Origin of the sequence: Flavobacterium sp. UBA7680 (assembly GCF_002482975.1) — a bacterium.
Lineage (GTDB): Bacteria > Bacteroidota > Bacteroidia > Flavobacteriales > Flavobacteriaceae > Flavobacterium.
On the sequence record NZ_DLHA01000030.1, the window covers coordinates 1 to 25,112 of the forward strand.

Consider the following 25,112-nt stretch of genomic DNA (forward strand, 5'->3'; position numbering starts at 1 on the left):
CTCATTTACAAACCAAACTTTGGCACAAATCGAATTATGGAAAAACAGCGCTGCTTACAACAATGACGTTTACATGTTACCAAAACATTTAGATGAAAAAGTTGCTGCTTTGCACTTAGCTAAATTAGGAGTTGAATTGGAAACTTTACGTGACGATCAGGCTGCTTATATTGGTGTTCCGGTTGAAGGTCCATTCAAACCAGAATACTACAGATACTAGTAATTTTAGATTGAAGATTTCTGATTTTAGATTTCTTTAATTACATATCAAACCCGACAGGTTTTTAAAACTTGTCGGGTTTTGTTTTTAAAAATGAGAGACTTATTTCCGGATAAAAAAAGATTTCTATAAAAAACATACTTTTTAAAGAATAACTCCTTAATTTTAAGAATCAGAATAAGTTACTATTTCTCAACTACATAAAAACTGTACTCTTGAAAAAAACATCTTATTTATTCGTCTTATTGTTTTTGTTGTGTCTTCCGCACGTAATTTTTTCGCAGGAAAAAAAGCCTAAAGTTGTTTTAGTGCTAAGTGGTGGCGGTGCAAAAGGAATTGCACACATTCCGCTTTTGCAAAAACTGGATTCTCTTCATATCGTTCCAGACCTTATTGTGGGTAACAGTATGGGAAGTATTATAGGAGGTTTGTACGCAATGGGATATTCTGGTGATAGTATCGAAAAATTAACCAAAAACATTAATTGGGATAAATTACTTGGCGGAGGCCAATCACTGCGATCTGTAAGCGTAGAAGAAAAAAGAGAGTTTCAGCGGTATTTAGTCGGAATTGGGATTAAAAACAAAAAACTTAACAGTATTGGCTCTTTATTAAATGACCAAAATTTAAGAGAATATCTTTCTGAATTAACGTATCCGGTATATAACATTAGAGATTTTGACAGCCTGCCTATTCCGTTTAGAGCCATGGCTACCGATTTGTCTGAAGGAAAAGAGGTTATTTTAAGCAAAGGAAGCTTAGCTTATGCCATGAGAGCCAGTATGTCTCTGCCGGCTATTTTTAAACCTATGTCGTACGAAAAAACAGTTTTGGTTGACGGAGGGGTTTTGAATAATTTCCCTACAGATGTTGCCAAACAAATGGGTGCTGACATTATTATTGGCAGTGACGTTGGTGGCGGATTAGAGCCCATAGATAAACTGAACAATGTTTTAACCATACTGACACAAACCAGTATGTTCCCGAGCAACATTAAAAATCCTGCTAATAGAAAACTCTGCGACATTTTAGTAGATCACATGCCGAACCTTCGTTTTTCGACGGCAGACTTTTCAGATAGTGCCGAAATCTATAAAGATGGTAAAATTGCAACCAACGAAAATCTTCCGGCTTTAGTCGCATTATCCGAAAAATTAAAAGGATATCAGCAACGAGTTCACGAATTACCACACATGCCTTCAGAAATTATTCTGGATACGATTGTATACAAAAAAATCAGTCCGGAGAACCTTGCGCTGGTATTAGGAAGAATAAATCTTAAAACACATGTAAAATACACCACACAAGATTTAATAGCAGGTATTAACAGAGCAATGGGTACCAATCTTTTTGACGAGATTACGTACAACTATTTCATCAAAGACGATAATAAATTAGGTGTTACCATCTTTGGCCACGAACGTGCCAAAAACCAACTGAATACATCGGTTCATTATGACACGTATCGAGGCGTTGGAATCATTTTTAATTACACCGCCAGAAATGTTCTCGCCAGAGCATCCCGCCTTCTGGTAACAATCGATATCGCCGAACAACCCAAAGCAAGAATCAATTATCAGAAAAATTTTGGAGGAAACCGAGATTGGTGGTGGTCATCTGAACTTTATGGAGCCTTATTAAGACAAGAAATCTTCTTTAATGGTAAAGCTTCAGATAACGTACTGTATAATTCTGTCGAATTTACTAATGAAATCAACAGAAATATAAACTCCCTTAAAAGCTATTTTGGTTATGGCTTACACTATCAATATTCTAATCTAAAACCAAAATACGACAGAGAATACAATCCCAACTCTCCCAACATTTCTAATTATAATTTAAATACTATAGAAATAAATGCGCACTATGCTTACAATGATATGGATAAAGTTTTCTTTGCTGAAAACGGAACAATTATGAAAGCCAATATCACCCGATCATTGCTAACAGATGTCTACACCTCTTTTAACGATCCTGAGCATTCAAGCATATCTGGCGCAACCAATGGTTATACAAAATTTGGTTTCAGTTATCAAAAAAGAGCACTTTTACGAAAGAAAATTACAGGAATCGTTGGGTTCGATTCTTATTTTATTTTTGAGGATAAATACAAAGACGATCAAATCCCTTATTCAGATTTTGGTTATGCCTCAAAATATTTCTTAGGCGGCATCATACCAAGCTCCGGTAGCAATCGTTTTTCGTTTCCCGGCCTGCACGAAGACGAGCTCAATGTTTCGCAATATATGGGCTTAAAACTAGCTTCTCAGATCAATCTTATGGGCAAAATTTACCTGACTCCCCATTTTAATATCGCAACCGTTGGTTTTGAATCTTTCGATAAATACATCAACAAAGCCTTTAGTCCAAAAGGAAAATGGGATGATGGTTTCGACCCTAGCCTTGTAATATCCGGAGGCGCTGCAATTTCCTATCAATCCATTTTAGGCCCTATACATTTCGATACTTCATGGATCAATAATATCGACAAAGTAAGACTGTTTTTCAGCGTAGGATTATCGCTCAATCCATAAATAAGCTCCCCTTTCAATCTAAAATCTAAACTCAGAAATCTAAAAATAAGTTGGGCGTGCCACCATCCCGTCAAGAGGGCAACTTACTTTGCGCTTATACGCCCTCTTACCGGGACGCTGTCGGGCTATCCACGCTACTTCGGTAGCCTGCTCCTATCCCTCACGCTCACGTAAATCAAGAACAACAATTTTAATCAGATATTCAGTATATTCTTAAGTTTAAGTTTTACATTTGAAATTCAAATCCCCAATATCCAAAACCTACCTATGAGAACACGCCTTACTTTAATCCTATTATTACTGTTGCCTTTTTTTGCCAATGCACAATCTAGCATGCAAAGACAAATGCAAGCCTCGAATGCAATGTTAAGACAACAAAATCAGATGTTTTTGCAGCAGCAACAGCAACAACGCGCTCTGGCAACCATGATGAACAACATCGAAACCAAAGAATCGAAATTAGCTAAAGAAGAAAAAAAACGCACAAAACTTCAGGAAAAAGCAAAACAAAGAGAAGCTGATTTAAAAACAAAAAACGAGGAACTAAAAGTCCTAGAAACCAATACTGATACTAATGCAACCACTTTAAAAGCTATCGAAAAATCTAAAAAAGAAGTTGCCAAGTCCGAAGAAAAAATAAGCCAATCAAAAACCGAAATCGAAAAAAGTTCCAATAAAATTCAGGATTTACAAAACCAGATACAGGCCGATAAAGTCAAAAAAGAGGAATTAGAGAAAAAACACGAAGAGGAGAAAAAGGCCAAAGAAGAAGAAAAAAGATTAAAAGAAGAGGAAAAAGCTAAAAAAGAAAAAGAAAAACAAGACAAGAAAAAATAATACCTCTTTTACAATTTCAGAACAATACAAATATGATTGAGAAAGTTTTATGCGACCAACACGGTTCTAAAGACATGTCTTTTACCTGCATACATATTGCAATGGCATTAGACGAAAAAGAAAAAGTAGGCTTTTATTATTCAGAAGCCGAAGAAGATCTCCCGCAAATTGCCTGGTGCGGAGCATGCGAACAATGGCTATTGGATAACGGCGAAGAATGGACTGACGTTTTTAAAACCAATGCCGATTTTAAAATGTTATGTGCCGACTGTTTTGATGAGGCAAAAAACAAAGAATTAGAAATTCATCTGAGGTAAATAAATCTCATGAAAAAAGTAACTTTGTAAAAAACGTCAATCATGAAGAACTTTTTATTTTTATTCATTGCTATTATTTTCGAAATCATCGCAACAACCGCATTAAAAAAGTCCGAACAATTTACTCAGCTTGTCCCAAGTATTATTACACTTATAGGATATTTTGCTGCATTTTACTTTTTAAGTTTTGCTATCAGAACCATTCCTGTCGGATTTGCTTATGCCATTTGGTCTGGAGTTGGTATTGTATTAATTACTACTATTGGCGCAATATTCTTCAAAGAAATACCTGATTTACCCGCTATAATCGGATTGAGTTTAATTATAATTGGCGTTATTGTAATTAATGTTTTTTCTAAAACTACGGCGCATTAAATCAAAAATAATTACTTTTGATAGTATCAAATGATACTATCATGAAGCCTCCTTATGACATTACTCCTGCAATATTAATGCTGGTAAGCGCTATATCTGAAAAGATCGGTGCAATAAACGCTATATATCTTGATAAACAATCTCCTCAATTAAGAAAACAAAATCGAATTAAAACAATTCACTCGTCTTTACAAATTGAAGGTAATACATTAACAGAAGAACAAATAACCGCTTTAATAGAAAATAAGAGAATTATTGGTCCACAAAAAGATGTGTTAGAAGTTCTAAATGCTATTAAAGTTTATGAAAAATTAGATCAATATAAATCTACCTCTGCAAAAAGCTTTCTGAAAGCCCATGAATTATTAATGAAAGATTTAATAATTGATCCGGGAAAATACAGAAAACAAGGCGTTGGAATCGTTAAAGGATCAAAAGTTGCTCACATTGCTCCTCCGTATGATAATGTTCCTTTTTTAATGAATGACTTATTTGAATATTTAAATAATAAAAACGAATTAACCCTAATTAAGAGCTGTGTTTTTCATTATGAAATGGAATTTATTCATCCCTTTCTTGATGGAAATGGAAGAATGGGAAGATTATGGCAAACTGTAATTTTAATGCAGGAATATCCGGTTTTTGAATTTTTACCTTTTGAAACTTTAATTAGTCAAACTCAAGATGATTATTATAAATCTCTTGCACTAAGCGATAATACAGGAAAATCTACTCATTTTATTGAATATATGCTCGATGTAATTAATAAGTCATTAAATGGTTTATTGAATTACAACAACAGAACACTCCGGGACATTGATAGATTAGAATACTTTTGTTCTCTAGGAATTAAAGTATTTACCCGAAAAGATTATATGAACATATTTAAAGATATTTCTGCAGCAACTGCCAGTAGAGATTTAAAAAAAGGTGTCGAACTGAAAATATTAAATATTACAGGAAATCAGAGTACTGCAAAATACAGTATCGCGTAATTCAAAAAACAAATGATTTTTCAAAAAGCCAAAATTTCAGATTTGAAAGAAATGCAGCAATTGTATATCGAAACCATACAATCTGTATGCAAAGACGATTATAATGTTGCGCAAAGAGAAGCCTGGAGCTCCGGTGTAAACAATACCGAGCGGTGGACAGAAGTTATCGAAACACAATTTGTTTTATTAGCCATCATTAAAGATCAAATCGCTGGTTTCGGAACTTTAAAAGATGGAAATTATATTGATTTCTTCTACATACATAAAGATTTTCAACGACAAGGAATTGCCGATAAACTTTTAACTGAACTTGAACTTGAGGCGAAAAATCACAATTCAAAAATCATAACATCAGATATTAGCATAACCGCAAAACCATTCTTCGAAAAGAAAGGATATATTGTAAAAGCAGAACAAAAAAACATAAGATTAGGCGTTGAATTGATTAATTACAAAATGGAGAAGCATTTATTGTAATAATCTCTCGCAAAGACGCAGAATCGCAAAGTTCTATTTTAAAATTTAAGTCAATCTTTATGAACGTACTTTGTGCCCTTCGACTTCGCTCAAAGTGACAATATTGAAAAAAAACTTTGCGCCTTAGCGTCTTTACGAGCAAAAAACATAGCGTACTTTGCGTAAACCTTAGCGTACTTTGCGTAAACCTTAGCGTACTTTGCGGTTAAAAAAAAGACAGCAAGTTTCGGATTTTATGCCCGCAAAAACCAATCGATATTTGCATTATAAAATTGAACGAAAATGAACACACAGGAAAACATCAATTATAATCGAATAGCCGATGCGATCGATTATATCAAAGTTAACTTTAAGGAACAACCCAACTTAGATGAGGTTGCCGAGAAAGTGCATTTAAGTCCGTTTCACTTTCAGCGCTTGTTTACCGAATGGGCAGGAACAAGCCCGAAAAAGTTTTTGCAATATATTAGTGTCGAACACGCCAAAAAAATCCTCAAAGAAAACAAAGCCACTTTATCTGACGCCGCTTTTGATACAGGATTATCCGGAACAAGCCGACTTCATGATTTATTTGTAAATATCGAAGGAATGACTCCCGCCGAATATAAAAATGGCGGTAAAAATCTCGAAATTAATTTCAGTTTTGCCGAAAGTCCGTTTGGGAATATCATTGTTGCTTCTACCAATAAAGGAGTTTGTTTTATGGCTTTCGCCGAAGATGAAGAAACCGGATTTCAGGATTTAAAAACCAAATTCCCAAATGCATCATTCTCACGAAAACTAGATTTATCACAACAAAATGCTTTATTTATTTTCCAAAACGATTGGAGTAAATTGTCTGAAATTAAACTGCACTTAAAAGGCACCGATTTTCAATTGAAAGTTTGGGAAACATTACTAAAAATCCCAATGGGACAACTTTCTACTTACGGTTCGATTGCGCAACAAATTGAGAAACCAAATGCGTCAAGAGCTGTCGGAACTGCGATTGGCAGCAATCCAGTTGCTTTTCTAATTCCATGTCATCGTGTTATTCAGTCTTCAGGAACCTTTGGCGGTTATATGTGGGGAAACACCCGTAAAACGGCTATTATTGGTTGGGAAGGCGCGCAGATAAATCCAATAATCTAAAGTTATTATCAATTGTTACGATTGATATAATATTTTCAACACAAAGTATATCGTAGAGACGCACAACAGTGCGTCTACACAAAGATTGTCGACAAAAATCTTCGTGGCAATACGTCACGTTAGACGCACTGCTGTGCGTCTCTACAATAAAAAAATGCGCAAAAAATTCTTTGGCATTTAATCCTATCTAAAATTATTATGCAAAATATACAATCAAAAATTGCTTCTCTTAATTGGGAAAGCATCACCGAATCTATGCATGAAAATGGCTTTGCTATTATTCCGAGTATACTCAATAACGAACAATGTGAAGATTTAAAATTCGATTATGATAATCCAAATTTATATCGAAAAACGGTTGTTATGGAACGTTATCGATTTGGTTTGGGTGAATACAAATATTTCAATTATCCCCTGCCCGATTTAATTCAAAATATACGTTCTTCGATTTATCCTAAATTGGCTCCAATTGCAAATGCTTGGATGAAAGCTTTGAATATCAATACCATTTTTCCTGATAAACATTCAGCATTATTAAAACAATGTCACGATAATAATCAATTAAAAGCAACTGTTTTAATTTTAAAATATGGAAAAAGCGGTTTCAATACTTTACATCAGGATTTATATGGAGATATTTATTTCCCTATTCAAATTGTGCTTTTTCTTTCTGAACCAGATGAAGATTTTACCGGAGGTGAATTTGTCTTGACACAGCAAACGCCGAGAGCACAATCGAAAGCAATTGTTTTAAAACCTAAGAAAGGAGATATTTTGGTTTTTACAACCAATTTTAGACCTGTAAAAGGCACAAAAGGTTATTATCGGGTGAATATGAAACATGGGGTAAGCGAAATTCATTCTGGTGAGAGATATACGTTAGGAATTATTTTTCATGATGCATTATCGTAAAATTTATAGACATGCAATATCTGTAGAGACGCACAGCAGTGCGTCTACGCAACGTGAATCAAAAAAAGAAAGGCAATTTCTCACGCAGATTTCACAGATTTAAACAGATTTTTAATCCTTTAATCTGTCGCAAAAAACATCATATACAGTGCGTTAATGTCACGTATTCAATCTGTGTCGACAATCTTCGCGTAGACGCACTGCTGTGCGTCTCTACAGTATAAAATGTGGTAAAATTATGATCGAACACAATAAAATTTCAGATTCAGATCTTCGGAATAAAATTAAAAATGCGGAGATTTGTTTCGGCGGCAACCGGAAACTAAAAATTTATGGAACACTGAAATGTTCTTCGGGAAAAAGAATGAAACGTGAAAATCGGGTTTTCTTTTCTTCTGAAAATGAAGCAAAACAAAATGGTTTCAGACCTTGCGGACATTGTATGAAACCTGAATATTTAAATTGGAAAAATGGACTTATTTAATCCTGAAATAAACGAAACAACAAACTTGCTTCCAAAAGATGGAACTGTAAATTACTTCGGAAAATTGTTTTCGAGAGAAGATTCTAATCATTATTTGGATGTTTTATTGAATACAATTGAATGGAAAAATGATGAAGCCATAATCTTTGGAAAATTAATTTTGACTAAAAGAAAAGTGGCTTGGTACGGCGATAAGGAATTTGAATATACGTATTCGAATACTACAAAAAAAGCACTTCCGTGGACAAAGGAATTATTGGAATTAAAGAAAATAATTGAAGATGAAACGGGAGAAACCTTTAATTCTTGTTTATTAAACTTATATCATTCTGGCGAGGAAGGAATGGCTTGGCACAGCGATGCCGAGAAAGATTTGAAAAAGAATGGTGCCATTGGTTCTGTAAGTTTTGGTGCTGAAAGAAAGTTTGCTTTCAAACATAAAGAAACTAAAGAAACGGTTTCTTTGATTTTACAACATGGAAGTTTATTGGTTATGAAAGATGAAACGCAGACATATTGGCTGCATCGCTTACCGCCAACAAAAACCACTCAAAAACCAAGAGTAAATTTGACTTTTAGAACTATTATAAGGTAGATTTATTTCTTCTTTTTTGGAGCCACGTTTTGGTAGGAAAGCCTTAAAGCATCTTCAAACATTTCTGACCGAACTTTAGAAAGTTCTACAATTGTCCAGCCTTGTTTTCCCCATTTATTTGGAATTGGATAAAAAATCATTTCACTGGATGCACAAAAAACAGATTGATCAATTTCGTTTAATTTTAAAACGGCTCGATTATTTTTTTCGTCAAAAGTGGCGAATATCTTTTTGTTTATCCTAAAAGAGGTTTTCTCAAAATGTGGTTCTTCAACTGCATTTTCAAAGGATAAAGCCGATTTTCTAAAATCTTCAATAGAAACCATAATTGTAAATTTTAAAATTAAATCTTCATTTACCAGCCTTGATTCAAACCATTTTTTAAAACTTCATCGTATTTTTCTTTATCAAAAGAATATAAGTTTGGAGCTTTGTGTGCTACATTATTTTTCTTTTCATCCAATTTATTCAGAATTCCGATGTTGGTTATTTTTCGCATAAAATTTCTTCTGTCAAGTTTTTTGTCCAGAATTGTTTCATACAATTTTTGCAGTTCCGGCATTGTAAATTTTTCCGGTAATAAATTATATCCAACAGGCATTAAATTTAATTCTGTCCTTAATGTATCGAGAGCTTTATCAAGAATTTCTTTGTGATCTAAAATGAGTTCTGGAACTTCTTTATGATCAATCCATTCAATTACTTCAGAAGAACTTGTTCGGACTGGAACAATTTTTAAAAAATCGACTAAAGCATAATAACCAATGGTCACAAAACGTCGTGTCAGCCATTTGCCTTTTTCGGGATCGATATCTAAATATTTTAGAACCGCTTTCCCAAAATGATCATCATTCCGTTTAATTTTTCCAAATGCTGCAAACTGTCTTAAAAAAACACCTTCTACTCCGGTTCTTTCGTTTAAAATGGTCACTGCTGCTGTATCAATATCCTGATCTATCGGAATAAATCCGCCCGGTAAAGACCACTTTTCACTATGCGGAACTTTAATCAGCAAGACTTTTAATTGATTATCATGAAACCCAAAAATGACGCAATCTATGGAAAGTCCTGGCTGGTAATTTTCGTTATTTTCTATAATAAATTTCAGCATTTAAGTTCTTATTAAACTTGCAATTTACTTTTATTTTTCAAAAACTGTTACATTTTTATAAAAAGTACGTCTTTATTAAATAAGCAGACATTGAAAAATCAAAAGTGTGCAAATCACAATTTTAGTTAAAATTACGAAATGAATTGAAAAAATAAGTACATTGCGTCATAATAACACATTTGATTAAGGAATTGTTAAATATTAAAAATTAAGAAAGAAAAAGATTACAAATGTTTAATTTTGTATTCTTCAAATAAATAGAGAATTGAAATTTAATAAACGAGATTATGAGTGTCAATCCGCTAAAAAATATAAACAAAAAAATTAGATCCAAAATCTGGACTTCATTCGGATTTGTTTCTAAGACTTACCTTTTAGAGGCTTCGCTAAAATACAGCGAAGAACAAGAAAGAATTTTTAACGAAATGATCGTTAAAACTGAGGCTAAAGATAAAAAAGCAAAACGCGAAGCTTTTGATAAAGCTTTGTATGCATCTTATAAAGGAATTGGCGCTATGGATTTTATACATACTGTTTTGAAATAATTCAAAACCTTTATAAAATCCATAACGCCAATTTTAATTGACATTCTATATTACTGTACTAATTCAAAATCTGATTTTAGTTTAATATCTGCTGACGAAGCTCCTATCAGCACTTCAAAATCTCCAGGCTCTGCCGTCCATTCTAACTTATCATTATAGAAAGAAAGTTTTTCTTTGTCGATTGTAAATTCGATTGTTTTAGTTTCTCCTGCATTTAATTTCACTTTTTGGAAATCTCTTAGTTCTAAAACCGGACGAACTACTGATCCAAATTTGTCTTTTAAATATAGCTGAACCACTTCTTCTCCTGCAACTTTTCCAACATTTGATAGTTGAAATGAAACTTTAATTGTTTCGCTGCTTTTGATTTTTGTTGAAGATAATTTCAATCCTGAATAATCAAACTTTGTATAACTCAAACCGTATCCGAAAGGAAATTTAGGAGAGTTTTTTAAATCGATATATGCTGAAACATAGTTTTTTGAATCTTCATTTTTAGCTGGTCTTCCTGTACTAAAATGATTGTAATAAATTGGGATTTGACCTACTTCTCTAGGGAAAGTTATTGGCAATTTCCCTGACGGATTGTAATCTCCAAATAAAACATCTGCAATTGCGTTTCCAGCTTCTGTTCCTAACCACCAAGTGTATACGATCGCAGGAACGTTATCTGCTGTCCAATTAAAAATAAGAGGTCTTCCTGCATTAATTAAAACGATAACTGGTTTTCCTGTTGCCTGAATTGCTTTTACTAAATCTTCCTGAACTCCTGGTAAATTGATATTACTACGGCTTTTTGCTTCACCGCTCATATCGTGTCTTTCACCAATACTCAAAATTACTACATCTGCTTGTTTCGCTGTTTCAACTGCTTCGGCAAAACCATCTTTATTATCTCCGGTAATATCACAGCCTTTTGCGTAAAGCAATTTTGTGTTTTTACCTACTTTGTTTTGTAAACCGTCCCATTGTGAAACTACCCATTTATCGTAATTCACATCTGGAAGTTCAACAGACCAGAATCCCATATTGGCTTTGTATTCTTTTACCATTGGGCCAATGAATGCAATAGTTTTTACACTTTTAGAAATTGGTAAAGTCTGGTTTTCATTTTTCAATAAAACGATACTTTTTTGAGCTACTTCAAGCGCCGCTTTTCTGTTTGCCGGATTAGCCAAAACTTTCTCCGCTCTTTTATCGTCAGAATATCTATAAGGATCATCAAATAGACCTAATTCAAATTTTTTGCGAAGAATACGTTTTACAGCATCATCAACCAAGTCGATAGAAACTCTGCCTTCTTTTACTAACTGTGCTAAATTATATCGGTATGCATTACTTTCCATGTCCATGTCACTTCCGGCAGTAATTGCAGAATATGCAGCTTCTTTAAGGTCTTTTGAATAACCGTGAGCTACCATTTCTCCAATTGATCCCCAGTCAGAAACTACGAATCCCTGAAAGTTCCATTTTCCTTTTAAGATATCTCTTTGTAAATGTGAATTTCCAGTTGCAGGAATTCCGTTTAAATCATTAAAAGAATTCATAAATGTTGCTGCTCCAGCATCTAAAGCGGCTTTAAAAGGCGGTAAATACGTTTCAAGAAGCATTCTTTCGCTCATATCAACTGAGTTATAATCTCTACCTCCAACTCCTGCTCCATATGCTGCAAAGTGTTTTACACAGGCCATAACAGAGTTTAAATCTCCTAATTTATTTCCCTGAAAACCTTTTACTCTTGCATATGCAATTTTAGATCCTAGGTAAGTATCTTCTCCAGCACCTTCCATTACACGTCCCCAGCGTGGGTCACGGCTAATGTCTACCATTGGAGCAAATGTCCAGTGAATTCCGTTTGCAGAAGCTTCTTCTGCAGCAACTCTGGCAGCTAATTCAATGGCTTGTAAATCCCAGCTTGCTGCTTCGGCTAGCGGAAGCGGGAATGTTGTTTTATATCCGTGAATAACATCTTGTCCAAACAACAACGGAATTTTAAGTCTTGACTGCATGGCCAATTCCTGATATTGTCTGGTATATTTTGTTCCGATGATGTTTAGCATCGAACCTATTAAACCTTGTTTGATTTCGGCTTGTTTGTTTGGGTTTATTGTAATTGGCCCTGTTGCCTGATTGTCTCCTGTGTATTGATTAAGCTGACCAATTTTTTCTTCAATTGTCATTTTCTTCAACAGATCATTTACTTTCTGATCTATTGTCTGCTGCTGTGCCGTCGCAAAAAGCGCGGCCATCAACAAAGCAAATGTGGTTATTTTTTTCATGAATTTGATTTTGGTTACCAAACGTAAGTTGCTACTGCACCTGCGTTTAATGTAGTTGAAGTTTGTTTTTGATTGTATTTGATATTGAATGTTTCTGCCGAAGTTCCGTCGTTTTCTACAATTAAAACGATTTGTCCCGATGGTGTTTTGAAAGCTGCGTTGTGTAAGTTTCCAACAATATTACTTCCAATTCTTACTGAACCTTCCGGAACAAATTTAGAAGCATGTCCAATAATATAATACCCCACTTCTCGCTTAATGTTTTGACCTTGATCGATCATTAAAGCTCCTTTACAAGTTGAACATCCGCCTGGTGTAAATGGTTTGTAATATTCATCGTTTGCCAATCCCCACGAAAGTGCATTTTTACTCCAGTTACGCATTGAACCAATTACAACATTTTTTACACTCCATTTTAAATCATTTTCAAAACTGCTTCCTGATCCTGTATATTGTTCTGTAAAATATAAATCTTTGTTTGGAAATGCATCGTGAACTGTTGTTAATGCACTAATATCTCCTTCGTATAAGTGAAATGCTGAACCTGCAACAAAAGGGTTTGCTTTTGCATCTTTTAAAATAGTTAAAGGATATTCTGGTTTATTACAGTTATGATCGTAAACAATAATTTTAGTTTTAATTCCTGCTGCTTTAAAAGCTGGCCCTAAATTATTTCCAATAAAATCTGCCTGTTGTTCTGCAAGCATTAACAAACTTGGATTATTTCCCGGATGCAACGGCTCGTTTTGTGGTGTAATGGCATCAATAACAATTCCGTGAGATTTCATTGCCTGAATATATTTTACAAAATACTGAGCGTAAACCTCATAATATTTTGGTTGCAGGCTTCCTCCTTTTGAGCTTCCGTTGTCTTTCATCCAAACTGGAGGTGACCATGGAGAACCCATAATTTTTATTTTTGGATTTATTGCTAAAATTTCTTTTAACAAAGGTACAACATCATTTAAATCTGGACCAAGATTAAAATGTTCCAGTTTTAAATCTGTTTGTCCTTCCGGCATATCATCATACGAAAAAACTTTCTCATTCAAATCTGAAGCTCCAATACTAATACGCAGGTAACTTAAACCAATTGCATCATTTTTTCTGGAAAACAATTCCTGAAGCAATGCTTCTCTTTTTGCTTTATCCAGTTTTAAAATTGTCTGAGCGCTTCCTCCGGTTAACGAAAATCCGAAACCTTCGATGGTTTGAAATTTTTGAGAAGGATTTACTTCAATGGTTTGGTTTGAATTAGTTTCTGTATTAAAAACTAAATCGTCCTGTTTTTTAAGTTTGGAAGATTCATCTGTAGTTGTAATCCATGATTCTGCTTTTCCAGAATTGGCAACTGCATTTTTTGAAGATCCGCATTTTATCTGCATCGCAATAAGCGGCAGTAAAAGTAAGATTTGAAGTTTTTTGCTGCTGTTTTTCATTTTTAATCTATTTCTATTAGAACAGGTAAATGATCTGACGGATATTTTAAATCTTTAGAATCACTTAAAACTGCATGTTTTTGAATTTTTAATCCGCTATTTTTTGAAATAAAAATATAGTCAATCAATAATGTAACTGGCTCGTTATGTTTGAAATCATTAAACGTTCCTGATGGTCCAAAAGGTTTTTCTATTGACACATCTCTAGTATCATCCATTACTTTTTTTATTTCTCCAATTTGCGGCGTATTCGGTTCTGAATTAAAATCTCCCATTAAAAATGCCGGGTATTTCTTTGTGTTTAACTCACTTATTTTTTTCAAAACAAGCTGTACTCCTTTTACTCTTGCTTCCTCACCCATGTGATCCAGATGCAGGTTAAAAACCCAGAACGTTTTTTTTGTTTTTAGATCTGTAAAAAGTGCATAAGTACAAACTCTGTTACAAGCTGCATCCCAGCCTCTTGAAACTACGTTTGGTGTTTCTGAAAGCCAAAATGTATTGGAATTCTGCACCTTAAAACGATCTTTTTTGTAATAAATAGTACACGCTTCTCCCGTTCCGTTTTCTTCTCTTCCTATTCCAAATCTGTTATAATTTGGAAAAGCTGCTGCGATATCTATTACTTGATTTGGGGTTGCTTCCTGAACTCCAAAAATTTCCGGACCATAAAATTGTATTTGAGAAGTAAAATAATCTTTTCGTTTCGGCCATGCATTTTCTCCGTCTGATGCTACATCTAAACGAATGTTGTAGGTCATGATTTTTAAATTTTGACCATAAAATGAAACACTTACAAAAAGTAAGAATACTACTAAAATAAATTTACTTGTCTTTTTCATAATTTTTAAATTTTTAATCCGTAAAGCTAGTGTTTCTCTAACCTTAAAGAAAAAAACTTATTTAAAACTTATGTTAATTATATACTCTCACATAATCAACTTCGAAAGTTGCACTAGTGAAATTTGGATCAACTGTTCCTCCAAAATTTCCTCCCATTGCTAAATTTAAAATCAGGAAAAAATTAGCATTAAATGGTGTTGAACTTGAATTTACATAGGTATAAAACAAATTGTCATCTACATAAAACTTAATGCTTTCAGCACTCCACTCTGCAGCGTAAATATGAAATTCTGTCGCTGAATTAGGAACTGTTGTCGTTTTAGTATCAGGTGTATTTCCTGAACGTCCAGGCGAATGCAATGAAGAGTGATTCACGTTTGGATTATTTCCAACTGATTCTAAAATATCGACTTCACCACAAGCAGGCCAAGGCACAGTATCGATATTATCTCCTAACATCCAGAATGCCGGCCATGTTCCGCCACCAACTGGTAATTTTGCACGAACTTCGGCTCTGCCGTATTTAAATGAAAATTTTCCTTTTGTAAGCATTCTTGTCGATGTATAATGGCTTCCCATATACTCTTCTTTAATAGCTTTAATTTTTAGAGTTCCATTTGAAATAATTACATTTTCAGGACGAGTTGTATAATATTCTAATTCGTTATTTCCCCAGCCATTTCCGGTTCCAGTATTGTAACCCCATTTTGATGTATTTGGAGCACCATCTACATCAAATTCATCTGCCCAAAGTATTTTTCTGGCAACATATACATTTACAGAAGAAGTTGAACTGATAAATTGTCCTCCAGCATTGTAAGCTGAAACAATTATGGAATAAGATTTTGTTCCCGAACCTGTAAATGTGTAGGTAAGTTCTCCGTTTGAAATTTCTTTAAGCTGATTGTCTATTAAAACTTTATACGAAACTGCGTTTGCTGCATTAATCTTTAAGTTCACTTTACCGCTTCCATCTCCATCAGGATTTGCTGCATTTTTACCCACAACTTCAACCTGAATAGTAAGGTTTGATGGGGCAGGATTATCCGAACCTCCATCTGAGCTATCGTTACTGCTGCTGCAAGATTGAAATATCAGAAGTAAAATAGCGGTTAGAAAACCTGCTTTGTTCATTATATTTTTAAATTTTTTCATTTGCTTTTATTTTTTAGAAACACTTTTTTTTCCATCCAAAAAATCCAGATAATTCAAATTGAATCCTCCTTTTTCAAAAACTACTTTTATTTTATTTTCTCCTGTGTTTAATTCTACATCAGATAAAATAATAGTTTTCCATTTTTCATTTCCACCAGTTACAGGCAATGTTATGGTTTTTGATTTTATACCATTTGCTGTTTCTAAATGAAGCTGCCCTTCTAGGTTTTCGCTTGAATAACGAATGGCAACATTGTATTTATTTTGCTTTTTAACTTGTGCTGTAAATTGTAACCATTCTCCATCTTCAATAAATGAAACCTGATAACCGTTTGATCCGGCATCTTTACAAGGCAGGATATCAACACCATCATTACGCATTGTATTTCCTTTATTCCATTGATCAAAATTTCCTGTTGCGACTCTGTAATTGATAAAATCTTTATCAGAATAAGCAAATCCGTTTGTTCCCAAATCATATTGCGTTGCAATTATTTTTCCGGGAATTGTGTGCTTTTTATAGGGTTTTGTATCGTTTGTCTGCACTTGTCTGAACATCGCATCGATTACATCTGGTTTAACGGTTACGTTTTCCATTTTGTAGTTATCGGCCATTTTCATTAATGTTTTTTTCGAAAATTCTGCCGATGGTTTTTCACCGCCGTCTTTCCAGTATTTCAGTAAAACATCATATTCCGGAATTTTAGTTACCGAAGTCACACCAGCAATATTTTCGATTTTTTTCATTGGCCAAAAAGCCCATCCAATATTATTGGTTTCTACCAATGTCAAAGCATCTTTAAACCAAACGTTTGAGTTTTCGCCGCTTTCTCCTAACCAGATAGGAACATTATATTGGGTTCTGTAATCCAGCATTTTCTGGATAGATTCTTTGTCGTTGTAATTCCAATATTTGTGGAAACTCAACGCCATGTTTTCATCCCATAAAGGGAAAACTCCATTGTAGTTATTTCCCCAGCAATTTCCTTCGATAATTACTAAGTGGTTGGTGTCGACTTCGCGAATTGCTTTTGTAACGGCAACCATTAAGTCTCTTAAAGGTCCGTTTGAGTTTTCGTCGCAGCCATTTTTATTTGATCCGGTAAAATTCCAGTTTGGTTCGTTGATAATATCATAAGCTCCAAGCCACTGACTGTCTCTGTATCTGGAAGCCAGTTTTTTCCATAAAGCAATCATTTTTTTCTGATTAGCTTCACTTTGCCATAATGATGGTTTTGTGGTGTCGTAATCAGAAATTGCAGCGTCATTTCCTTGTCCGCCTGGCGCAGCGTGTAAGTCTAAAATCAAATAGATTTTATTTGCTTCGCACCATTTCAATAAATTATCTGTTATGGTGAAACCTTCTTCTATCCAGGTAATTTCTCCATTTTTTTCCTGTTCAATTGGCGGCGTATATAAATTATAATGCATTGGGAGACGAATCGAATTGAAACCCCAAGCTGCCAGCGAATCGATATCACGTTTCGTGATTCCGTTTGCTTTGTAAGCTGCGTAAAATTCCTTTGTTCCCTGTTCTCCAATAACTTCTTCAATTTTTTGCTTGATTTGGTATTGCGGGCTTGCAAAAGGCTGTGTTTGTAACATATAACCTTCCTGAACCATCCATCCGCCAAGACCTAAGCCTCTTAGAATAACGTTCTTTCCGTTTCCGTCAACAATTTTTTGTCCGTCTCTATGCAGAAATCCTTGTCCAAAAATTGTAACAGAAAACAAAAGCTGTAATGCTATTATTGCTTTTTTCATTTGAAAATCAATTTTACTTTGCCTTTACTTTATTTCCAAGTATAAGTTCCAACAGCTCCTGCCTCAAGAGAAGTTGTGATCCATTTATCATTGAATTTAACATTGAAAATTTCACTTACTGATGAATCATTTACTACCACTAAAACTTTTGATCCAGATGGTGTTATAAAGGCAACGTTTTGTAAACTTCCGCTTGAATTACTAGCAATTCTAATAGATCCTGTAGGAACAAATTTTGATGCGTGTGCAATAATATAATAGGCAACATTTCGTTGAACGTTTTCACTTGAAGTTACGGTCAACGCACCTTTACACATGGAGCAGCCGCCGTTTGTATGAGGTTGAAAAGCTCCGTCGTTAGCTAAATTCCATTCTAATGCGTTTTTACTGTAATTTCTCATCGAACCAATAACCACATTTCGAGTGTGCCATTTTAAATCTCCTGCAAAATCTCCTGCTGAAGATGTCCATTGTTCTGTGAAATACACATTTTTTGTTGGGTAAGAGTTGTAAACATTACTTAGTGCACTGATATCTCCGGCATATAAATGGAATGCTGATCCGTCTACGAATGGAAATGCATCGGCATCAGCCAAAATTGCTTTTGGATAATTTGGGTTATCACAATTATGATCGTAAGCAATAATTTTTACATTAAGATTTGCTGCTTTAAAAGCCGGCCCTAAATTGTTTTTAATAAAGTTAGCCTGCTCTGCTGCAGACATATACATACTTGGATTATTTCCGTCATGTAAAGGTTCGTTTTGCGGAGTTATTGCATCAATTGTAATTCCTTCTGCTTTCATTTGCTGAATGTATTTTACAAAATATTTTGCATAGACATCATAATATTGCGTTTGCAATTTTCCTCCAATAAAACTGTCTTTATCTTTCATCCAAAGCGGTGCTGACCAAGGTGAGCCTAAAATTAAAATCTTCGGGTTAATCGCTAAGATTTCTTTTAAAAGTGCAATTACTCCTGCTTTGTCTTTGTCTAAACTAAATTTTGCTAAAGTCAAATCAGTTTCGCCTGCTGCAAGATCATCATATGTAAATGGTGTTGCATTTAAGTCAGACGCTCCAATACTGATTCTTAAATAACTAATTCCAATTGAATTAGCTCCAGTACCAAATAATTCTTGTAGAAGTGCACTTTTCTTTGCCGCAGTTAACTGATTAATTACATCAGCACTTCCGCCGGTTAATGTGTATCCAAAACCATCTACAGTTTGATATTTTTGTGCTGCATTAACTTCAATATTATTATATGAATTTGGTATTGTACCAAATCCTAATGTTCCACTTTGTTTTGCTAATAATACGCTTTGATCTCCTTTAGTTAACCAAAAATCAACATCGTTTGTTACTACTACTGGCGGGTTTACAACTGGTGGATTTACCACAGGGTCAACTGCGTCATTTGATGTAGAGCATTTTACCTGAGAAAATACTGCCATTGAAAAGAACAATATTTTTATAGTGTTTTTAAAATTTAGTTTCATTTTTAATAGTTTTTTAGTTCAGCATCTAGTATACAATGGTTTGTATAGCATGTGCCGGAATAGTTATAGTATTTTGTGAGTTGTGGTTAGTTAGTGTGTAAACAATTTCATTATCTGATTGGTTCATGACAATGGTTATTATTTTGTCATCAGAATTTTTGAAAGAGGTGCTTATTAATTTTTTGTCGCTTATTGTCTGAATTATTCTTTTTGCATTTGGACGAATAAATTTCGAAAGATGTCCAATGTAATAATACATCGGTGTGTAGATTAATTCGTCTTTTGTAGCATGAATTGGTGAAAAACAGAAGTTTCCAACATGATTTGGGCCTCCGTTTTGATCCAGAAGAATATTCCAGTCTGTCCAGCCAACGGTTCCGTTGTTGAAATCGTTGATCATGTTAAGTCCATATCGTTCTGCATTTCCCCAAAACTGAAATCTTGAAGCATCAAATTTTTCAATACAGCCTTCAGTAAAAAGTAAATTTTTATTTGGAAAAGCTTGATGTACTTCACCTACTGATTCGAATTTGGGTGTCCCGCCGTTCCATGTTTCGTACCAATGAAATCCAATTCCCCATGCATATTTTGAAACTTCAGGATCTGAGAAAACAAGATTGGCTCTTTTGGTTAACATATCTCCGCGATTGTGATCCCAGATTATAACGTTCTTAGAGCTAAGTCCTTCTTTTTCTAAAGTTGGTCCAAGAAAGTTTTTAAGAAAATCTCTTTCTGCTTCTGGAGTATAGATGCAAGATTCCCATCTTTGTTTTGCCATCGGCTCATTTTGAATGGTTAATCCCCAAACCGGAATTCCTTCTTTTTCATAAGCTCTTATAAATTTAACATAATAATTTGCCCATGATTGTGCAAACTCTGGCAACAAAACGCCGCCGTGTAAAATATCATTATTGTCTTTCATGAAAGCTGGGGGACTCCATGGACTAACAAATAATGTTAAATTTCCGCCGGCAGTTTCAATTGCACTTTTTATTAATGGAATTCTATATTTTCGATCGTGATCAATGTTGAAGGTTTTTAAATCTTTATCACCTTCGGCAACATAAGTATAACTGTCACTGCTAAAATCGCAGCTGTGAATATTTGTTCTGGCTAAAGTATATCCTATTCCTTTATTTTTATCGTAATAAGCGGTTAGGAATTCTTGTTGTTTTTTTGGAGATAGCTTCGCGAAAACTTCAGCACTTGCGTCTGTAATTGCGCCGCCAATTCCTAAGAAAGTCTGATCTGTTTTATCGGCATCTAAAGAAATAGAAACCGTTGATTTTGTTTGTTGTGTAGTAGAATTTGAAATTAGATTATCTGATAATGATAATCTCAAATTGGTATTTTCGGCTGTAGTATAAACCGTAATTTTTTTATTTGTTTTGGATGCAGAAACAGCTGATCCGTTTGCAGTTTTTGATGTTGAACAACTTACTTGCAAAATTATTATTAAAACTAATAAGATTCTATTGATGGTTTTCATTGTTACTTCAAAAAGCATTTTATTTCAAATTAAAAAATTGAGGGCTGGGTTGGATGATTCAAATCAGCCCTCTTCTGTTAACTCAAAAAATATTAATAAACAAGCGTTTGTATAGCGTGTGCAGGAATTTTGATTACTGATTTTTCTGCTGCTATTATCAAATTATATGTAATTTCTTTATCTGTTTTGTTCATTACAATTGTTGCCATTGTACCATCTGTATTTAAGAATGATGTACTTAACAAACCGCTTCTGCTTACTGCAGAACTAACTCTTTTTGCATTTAAACGAATGAATTTTGAAAAATGCCCTATGTAATAGTAAGATGGTGTGTAAATTAACTCTCCTGTTGTTGTGTCAGCATGGATTGGTGCAAAACAGAAATTTCCAACATGGTTAGGCCCTCCGTTTTGATCTAAAAGAATGTTCCAGTCTGTCCATCCAACGGTTCCGTTATTGAAATCATTAATCATAGAAATTCCGTAACGTTCTCCATTACCCCAAAACTGATATTTTGCAGCATCAAATTTCTCAACACATCCTTCTGTAAACAAAAGTTTTTTGTCTGGATATGCCTCATTTACTTTTGCAACATTGTCAAACATTGAATCTCCTCCTGACCAGTTTTCATACCAGTGAAAACCCATTCCCCAAACATATTTTGCTGCTTCCGGATCAGAGTAAATTACGTTTGCTCTGTAATTCATTAGGTCACGATTGTGATCCCAAACGATAATTTTTTTATCTCCAAGTTTTTCTTTTTTCAAAGTTGGACCTAAAAAGTTTTTAATGAAATCTCTTTCAGCTTCAGCTGTATAAATGCACGATTCCCAAGTTTGAACAGCCATTGGCTCGTTTTGAGTTGATGTTCCCCAAATTGGAATTCCTTCTTTCTCGTATGCTTTTATAAACTTGGCATAAAAGTTTGCCCAAGTTTGGTAATATTCTGGTAATAATGTTCCTCCTTTTAGTACGTTTCCGTTGCTTTTCATAAAAGCATTTGGTGACCAAGGTGCAACATAAGTCAATAATTTTCCTCCTGCAGTCTGGATTGCCTGTTTGATTAACGGAATACGAAATTGTCTATCGTGATCAATAGTAAACGTTTTTAAATCTTTATCTCCTTCTGTGATATAAGAGTAGCTTCCACTGCTAAAATCAGAACTTTGAATTGTGGTTCTTAGCAAAGAATAGCCAATTCCTTTTTGTTTATCGTAGTAGGCATTTAAAAATTCTGTTTGTTTTTCTTTTGAAAGTTTAGCAAAAATTTCGGCACTTGCATCAGTAATGGCACCTCCAATTCCCATAAAGGTTTGAAACTTTTTAGACGGTTCTACAAAAACAGAAATCTCCGTTTCAAGAGGTTGTTTTGATGCTGAAAAAGTCAAATTATCTGTTGATGTTAATCTTAGTTTTGAATTTTCGGCAGTAGTATAAACCGTTATCTTTTTCCCGTTGGTTGTAAATTCTTTCTTTGCTTTTGTCTGCTGTGCAAGAGCGGTGACTGTAAACAAAAAGCACAGAAACTTTAAAGTATTTTTTTTCATTCTTTTCTTTGATTTTTTAATTCTAAAAGAAGTTTTCAGAAACTCGTTCTCTGATTGCTTAGGATTTAAAAATAGCCCATACTCATAATGATTATGGGCTATTTACAACCAAACTTAAACTTAACTTAAACTTTTATTTTCCTCTCATTTCGATTCTGCTCACAGTAATTCCATCTTTTGTGAAAGTATTACCACCAGAACGAATTAGTAGATAGATTTTACCTGTAGTATCAAATTTTACAACATTTGAAACAGAAGCTGTTCCGTCATTTTTAACACAGCCAACTGAAGAAAGCCTTCCTGTAAAAGCTCCTTTTGCGCAGCCATCCCAAGTGCTCAGACCCATTACTTTGTTATCTTTATATTCAACACCATCTTTAGGTACAGATTTCCCAGCATATACTTCAAACCATGTTTCATCAGATCCACTTGGACAAGAAACAAGCATATCAATTGTATATTCTTTATCTTTTACAACATCAATTGCTTGATAAATTCCTTCTTGCGCCCATCCTCCTGGAGAATGAATTGTTGCAGTTCCTGAATTAAATGACCAAAATGCAGCACCAGTAGCGCTTAATTTTGCTGATGACCATTGAGCTATATCAGCTGCGTTATTAAAGAATCCTCCTCTAACTAAATTAGGTTTAGCAGGATCTGAAGCTGCAACTACAATATCATGAGAAACTTTAGATGTAGCACCTCCAGCAGCAATAGCTGTATGAGTTACAGTATAAGTACCGGCATCTGGTAAAACAACTTCTTCTGTCATTTTACCCATATATGCTCCATATCCAATATCCCATTTTGATGAAATTACTCCATTTTCCTGAGCAGTTAAAAGATAAGTATTTACTTTTCCTGCAACAGGAGCAATTGTAAAAGCAGCATCAACATTTGCAGCTGTTAAACCGTTATTAGCCGGATCATCATCACAGCCAGTAAGCGAACCTAATGCTATCGCAAGCATTAGGTAAGCACTTCTTTTTAAAATTATACTTAGGTTCATTTTCTTTTTGGTTTTTGGTTAGATAGTTTTTTTGTTATTCGTAGTTAGGATTTTGTTTTAATTTAGTCCCTGTTAATTCTACGTAAGGAATTGGGAAGATTTCATCAGTCCCAGCATTGAATCCTCTGTCAGATAAAGCAGTAGCAGCATCACCCCATCTTACTAAGTCAAAGAATCTGTGTCCTTCACCTGCAAGCTCCATTCTTCTTTCATTTTTGATAGCAGCTAATGTTACCGGAATTGAAGCAAGGCCAACTCTCGCTCTTACTGCATCAAGTAAAGCTTGTGCTCTAGCACCAGTAGCACCTAATGCTTCAGCTTCTAATAAATAAGTATCTGCTAATCTGATAACATAAGAGTTTTGTTTGTAGTTCAACTCAGCAGCTCCACCACCCGTACGAACATCAGTTTTTCTTGGTAAAAATTTGTTCAAGAAATAACCTGTGTCTTGGTAACCTGGAATATAATCAGCTTTACCAGCAGCTTTTAACGCTTTTAAGTCAAAAATAGTTGCGTCAAATCTAGGATCAGTTTTCATTGCATCGTATAGTTTTTGTGTTGGAACACTAAAACTCCATCCAGAAGGAAGGTCTGCTGCAGTAGAATTTGCAGGTCTAGAATAACCTCTAGGTCCAACCATTACGTTTAATGAGTTTCCTTCGTCTCTTCCAGACCCCCAGAATCCCCAATCAGAGTTTCCAGCACTAGTATGAGATACTTCAAGAAGTGATTCTGAATTAAATTTGTTAGCCACAACCCATAAATCACTAAACTTAGCAAGTAATTTATTTCCATATTGGTTAGCTTGTCCTGGTGTACCATTTACTTGAGCAAGAATTGCAGCAGCTTCTGCATTTTTCCCATCATATAAATAAACTTTTCCAAGTAATGCCTGAGCAGCTCCTCTTGTTAAACGACCTGATCCTGTAGCAGCATCTACACTAGTAGGTAAAGCTGGAATAGCTTCTACCAAATCTTTTTCGATTTGAGCATAAACAGCAGTTGGAGCTGATTGCTCGACATTTAACATAGTTGATGTTGTAAGCGGTTCCAAGATTAATGGAATATTCTTAAACATTCTAACTAAATTGAAATAGTATAATGCTCTTAAAGCTTTAGCTTCACCTGTGAATCTAACTTTTAATGCATCTGACATATTAACTCCAGACATTTTTGATAACAAAACGTTTGCTCTGTAAACACCTTGATAATGATCATTCCAGAAACTTCCAGGAATAATTAATGAAGTTAATGAGTGAGTTGAAAAATTTTGAATTCCCTGACCATCTGAAGCTCCACCACCACCAGCATAGAAATCATCTGAACCGGCATTTAGCATAGCAACCAAGTTTTCAAAACCTCCAGTATTTTTTCTTAATGGATCGTAAACCCCAACAAGAGCAGCAGTAGCTTGCTGTTCGTCTTTGTAGTAACTAGTTGATAGGAAAGATCCCTTTGGGTCAACGCTCACGAAATCTTCTGAACAAGATCCTGCTAAAGCTGCCAAAGCTACAACAGCGTATATATATTTAAATTTATTTTTCATCATTCT

24 protein-coding genes are annotated in these 25,112 nt (G+C 34.5%); 12 read left to right on the forward strand and 12 right to left on the reverse strand.

Going from position 1 to position 25,112, the window contains the following annotated elements; translation table 11 throughout:
* The 11 genes from B3C18_RS13105 to B3C18_RS13155 all read left to right on the forward strand — a co-directional run.
* Positions 1-220, forward strand: a 220-nt coding sequence (locus tag B3C18_RS13105) for an adenosylhomocysteinase (protein WP_291147472.1), incomplete at its 5' end; no start/stop codon positions are given.
* Positions 221-435: 215 nt separating this feature from the next.
* Positions 436-2,754, forward strand: a complete 2,319-nt coding sequence (locus B3C18_RS13110) for a patatin-like phospholipase family protein (RefSeq protein ID WP_291147474.1) — start codon at positions 436-438, stop codon at positions 2,752-2,754.
* Positions 2,755-3,021: 267 nt separating this feature from the next.
* Positions 3,022-3,591, forward strand: coding sequence for a hypothetical protein (locus B3C18_RS13115; protein WP_291147476.1), 570 nt, complete (start codon positions 3,022-3,024; stop codon positions 3,589-3,591).
* Positions 3,592-3,623: 32 nt separating this feature from the next.
* The gene (locus tag B3C18_RS13120; RefSeq protein WP_173969226.1) at positions 3,624-3,908 is read left to right on the forward strand and encodes a hypothetical protein; all 285 of its coding nucleotides are present in this window, start codon (positions 3,624-3,626) and stop codon (positions 3,906-3,908) included.
* 42 nt (positions 3,909-3,950) lie between these two features.
* A complete protein-coding gene (locus tag B3C18_RS13125; protein ID WP_291147480.1) occupies positions 3,951-4,283 on the forward strand; it encodes a DMT family transporter in 333 nt (110 codons plus the stop codon).
* 41 nt (positions 4,284-4,324) lie between these two features.
* Entirely contained in the window at positions 4,325-5,278 is a 954-nt protein-coding gene (locus B3C18_RS13130) for a Fic family protein (RefSeq protein WP_291147553.1), read from the forward strand.
* A gap of 12 nt (positions 5,279-5,290) precedes the next feature.
* The gene (locus B3C18_RS13135) at positions 5,291-5,755 is read left to right on the forward strand and encodes a GNAT family N-acetyltransferase (protein WP_291147482.1); all 465 of its coding nucleotides are present in this window, start codon (positions 5,291-5,293) and stop codon (positions 5,753-5,755) included.
* A gap of 282 nt (positions 5,756-6,037) precedes the next feature.
* A complete protein-coding gene (locus B3C18_RS13140; RefSeq protein ID WP_291147484.1) occupies positions 6,038-6,886 on the forward strand; it encodes a bifunctional helix-turn-helix domain-containing protein/methylated-DNA--[protein]-cysteine S-methyltransferase in 849 nt (282 codons plus the stop codon).
* Positions 6,887-7,084: 198 nt separating this feature from the next.
* On the forward strand, positions 7,085-7,798 hold the full coding sequence (locus B3C18_RS13145; RefSeq protein ID WP_291147486.1) for a 2OG-Fe(II) oxygenase: 714 nt from the start codon (positions 7,085-7,087) through the stop codon (positions 7,796-7,798).
* A gap of 238 nt (positions 7,799-8,036) precedes the next feature.
* Complete coding sequence (locus B3C18_RS13150; RefSeq protein ID WP_180856335.1) at positions 8,037-8,282, forward strand: Ada metal-binding domain-containing protein; 246 nt, start codon at positions 8,037-8,039, stop codon at positions 8,280-8,282.
* Positions 8,269-8,877: an alpha-ketoglutarate-dependent dioxygenase AlkB family protein gene (locus tag B3C18_RS13155; RefSeq protein WP_291147489.1), complete on the forward strand. Its 609-nt coding sequence runs from the start codon at positions 8,269-8,271 to the stop codon at positions 8,875-8,877. Before B3C18_RS13150 ends, B3C18_RS13155 begins: the two co-directional genes overlap by 14 nt.
* Before the next feature lie 2 nt (positions 8,878-8,879).
* Here B3C18_RS13155 and B3C18_RS13160 read toward each other — a convergent pair whose 3' ends face one another.
* Together B3C18_RS13160 and B3C18_RS13165 are read right to left on the reverse strand one after the other, a co-directional pair.
* Positions 8,880-9,203: an MmcQ/YjbR family DNA-binding protein gene (locus B3C18_RS13160; RefSeq protein WP_291147491.1), complete on the reverse strand. Its 324-nt coding sequence runs from the start codon at positions 9,201-9,203 to the stop codon at positions 8,880-8,882.
* A 29-nt stretch (positions 9,204-9,232) separates the two neighbouring features.
* Entirely contained in the window at positions 9,233-9,988 is a 756-nt protein-coding gene (locus B3C18_RS13165) for an NUDIX hydrolase (RefSeq protein WP_291147493.1), read from the reverse strand.
* Between the two features lie 287 nt (positions 9,989-10,275).
* Between B3C18_RS13165 and B3C18_RS13170 the strand changes: the two genes are divergently transcribed.
* Complete coding sequence (locus B3C18_RS13170) at positions 10,276-10,533, forward strand: hypothetical protein (RefSeq protein ID WP_056208019.1); 258 nt, start codon at positions 10,276-10,278, stop codon at positions 10,531-10,533.
* Positions 10,534-10,583: 50 nt separating this feature from the next.
* Here the strand turns inward: B3C18_RS13170 and B3C18_RS13175 are convergent, their stop codons facing one another.
* The 10 genes from B3C18_RS13175 to B3C18_RS13220 form a co-directional block, all read right to left on the reverse strand.
* Positions 10,584-12,812 carry a glycoside hydrolase family 3 N-terminal domain-containing protein gene (locus tag B3C18_RS13175; protein ID WP_291147496.1) on the reverse strand — a complete coding sequence of 743 codons (2,229 nt, stop codon included), beginning with the start codon at positions 12,810-12,812 and terminating at the stop codon, positions 10,584-10,586.
* A 14-nt stretch (positions 12,813-12,826) separates the two neighbouring features.
* Entirely contained in the window at positions 12,827-14,251 is a 1,425-nt protein-coding gene (locus B3C18_RS13180; protein ID WP_291147498.1) for a glycoside hydrolase family 30 protein, read from the reverse strand.
* A 2-nt stretch (positions 14,252-14,253) separates the two neighbouring features.
* Entirely contained in the window at positions 14,254-15,093 is an 840-nt protein-coding gene (locus B3C18_RS13185) for an endonuclease/exonuclease/phosphatase family protein (RefSeq protein WP_291147500.1), read from the reverse strand.
* A gap of 73 nt (positions 15,094-15,166) precedes the next feature.
* On the reverse strand, positions 15,167-16,249 hold the full coding sequence (locus tag B3C18_RS13190; RefSeq protein WP_291147502.1) for a glycoside hydrolase family 16 protein: 1,083 nt from the start codon (positions 16,247-16,249) through the stop codon (positions 15,167-15,169).
* Positions 16,250-16,255: 6 nt separating this feature from the next.
* Positions 16,256-18,013, reverse strand: coding sequence for a cellulase family glycosylhydrolase (locus B3C18_RS13195; protein ID WP_291147505.1), 1,758 nt, complete (start codon positions 18,011-18,013; stop codon positions 16,256-16,258).
* Between the two features lie 29 nt (positions 18,014-18,042).
* Positions 18,043-19,515 (reverse strand): glycoside hydrolase family 30 protein, encoded by a 1,473-nt coding sequence (locus tag B3C18_RS13200; RefSeq protein ID WP_291147507.1) that lies wholly within the window; start codon positions 19,513-19,515, stop codon positions 18,043-18,045.
* Between the two features lie 25 nt (positions 19,516-19,540).
* Positions 19,541-21,004, reverse strand: coding sequence for a glycoside hydrolase family 30 protein (locus B3C18_RS13205; RefSeq protein ID WP_291147555.1), 1,464 nt, complete (start codon positions 21,002-21,004; stop codon positions 19,541-19,543).
* 92 nt (positions 21,005-21,096) lie between these two features.
* Positions 21,097-22,551 carry a glycoside hydrolase family 30 protein gene (locus B3C18_RS13210; RefSeq protein WP_291147509.1) on the reverse strand — a complete coding sequence of 485 codons (1,455 nt, stop codon included), beginning with the start codon at positions 22,549-22,551 and terminating at the stop codon, positions 21,097-21,099.
* Between the two features lie 133 nt (positions 22,552-22,684).
* Entirely contained in the window at positions 22,685-23,560 is an 876-nt protein-coding gene (locus B3C18_RS13215; protein WP_291147511.1) for a hypothetical protein, read from the reverse strand.
* A gap of 34 nt (positions 23,561-23,594) precedes the next feature.
* A complete protein-coding gene (locus B3C18_RS13220) occupies positions 23,595-25,109 on the reverse strand; it encodes a RagB/SusD family nutrient uptake outer membrane protein (protein WP_349680581.1) in 1,515 nt (504 codons plus the stop codon).
* Positions 25,110-25,112: the final 3 nt, after the last annotated feature.

Coding starts and splice junctions, on each gene's coding strand:
- B3C18_RS13115 (WP_291147476.1), top strand. CDS start 3,022: ATGAGAACACGCCTTACTTTAATCCTATTATTACTGTTGCCTTTTTTT.
- B3C18_RS13120 (WP_173969226.1), top strand. CDS start 3,624: ATGATTGAGAAAGTTTTATGCGACCAACACGGTTCTAAAGACATGTCT.
- B3C18_RS13125 (WP_291147480.1), top strand. CDS start 3,951: ATGAAGAACTTTTTATTTTTATTCATTGCTATTATTTTCGAAATCATC.
- B3C18_RS13130 (WP_291147553.1), top strand. CDS start 4,325: ATGAAGCCTCCTTATGACATTACTCCTGCAATATTAATGCTGGTAAGC.
- B3C18_RS13135 (WP_291147482.1), top strand. CDS start 5,291: ATGATTTTTCAAAAAGCCAAAATTTCAGATTTGAAAGAAATGCAGCAA.
- B3C18_RS13140 (WP_291147484.1), top strand. CDS start 6,038: ATGAACACACAGGAAAACATCAATTATAATCGAATAGCCGATGCGATC.
- B3C18_RS13145 (WP_291147486.1), top strand. CDS start 7,085: ATGCAAAATATACAATCAAAAATTGCTTCTCTTAATTGGGAAAGCATC.
- B3C18_RS13150 (WP_180856335.1), top strand. CDS start 8,037: ATGATCGAACACAATAAAATTTCAGATTCAGATCTTCGGAATAAAATT.
- B3C18_RS13155 (WP_291147489.1), top strand. CDS start 8,269: ATGGACTTATTTAATCCTGAAATAAACGAAACAACAAACTTGCTTCCA.
- B3C18_RS13160 (WP_291147491.1), bottom strand. CDS start 9,203: ATGGTTTCTATTGAAGATTTTAGAAAATCGGCTTTATCCTTTGAAAAT.
- B3C18_RS13165 (WP_291147493.1), bottom strand. CDS start 9,988: ATGCTGAAATTTATTATAGAAAATAACGAAAATTACCAGCCAGGACTT.
- B3C18_RS13170 (WP_056208019.1), top strand. CDS start 10,276: ATGAGTGTCAATCCGCTAAAAAATATAAACAAAAAAATTAGATCCAAA.
- B3C18_RS13175 (WP_291147496.1), bottom strand. CDS start 12,812: ATGAAAAAAATAACCACATTTGCTTTGTTGATGGCCGCGCTTTTTGCG.
- B3C18_RS13180 (WP_291147498.1), bottom strand. CDS start 14,251: ATGAAAAACAGCAGCAAAAAACTTCAAATCTTACTTTTACTGCCGCTT.
- B3C18_RS13185 (WP_291147500.1), bottom strand. CDS start 15,093: ATGAAAAAGACAAGTAAATTTATTTTAGTAGTATTCTTACTTTTTGTA.
- B3C18_RS13190 (WP_291147502.1), bottom strand. CDS start 16,249: ATGAAAAAATTTAAAAATATAATGAACAAAGCAGGTTTTCTAACCGCT.
- B3C18_RS13195 (WP_291147505.1), bottom strand. CDS start 18,013: ATGAAAAAAGCAATAATAGCATTACAGCTTTTGTTTTCTGTTACAATT.
- B3C18_RS13200 (WP_291147507.1), bottom strand. CDS start 19,515: ATGAAACTAAATTTTAAAAACACTATAAAAATATTGTTCTTTTCAATG.
- B3C18_RS13205 (WP_291147555.1), bottom strand. CDS start 21,004: ATGAAAACCATCAATAGAATCTTATTAGTTTTAATAATAATTTTGCAA.
- B3C18_RS13210 (WP_291147509.1), bottom strand. CDS start 22,551: ATGAAAAAAAATACTTTAAAGTTTCTGTGCTTTTTGTTTACAGTCACC.
- B3C18_RS13215 (WP_291147511.1), bottom strand. CDS start 23,560: ATGAACCTAAGTATAATTTTAAAAAGAAGTGCTTACCTAATGCTTGCG.
- B3C18_RS13220 (WP_349680581.1), bottom strand. CDS start 25,109: ATGATGAAAAATAAATTTAAATATATATACGCTGTTGTAGCTTTGGCA.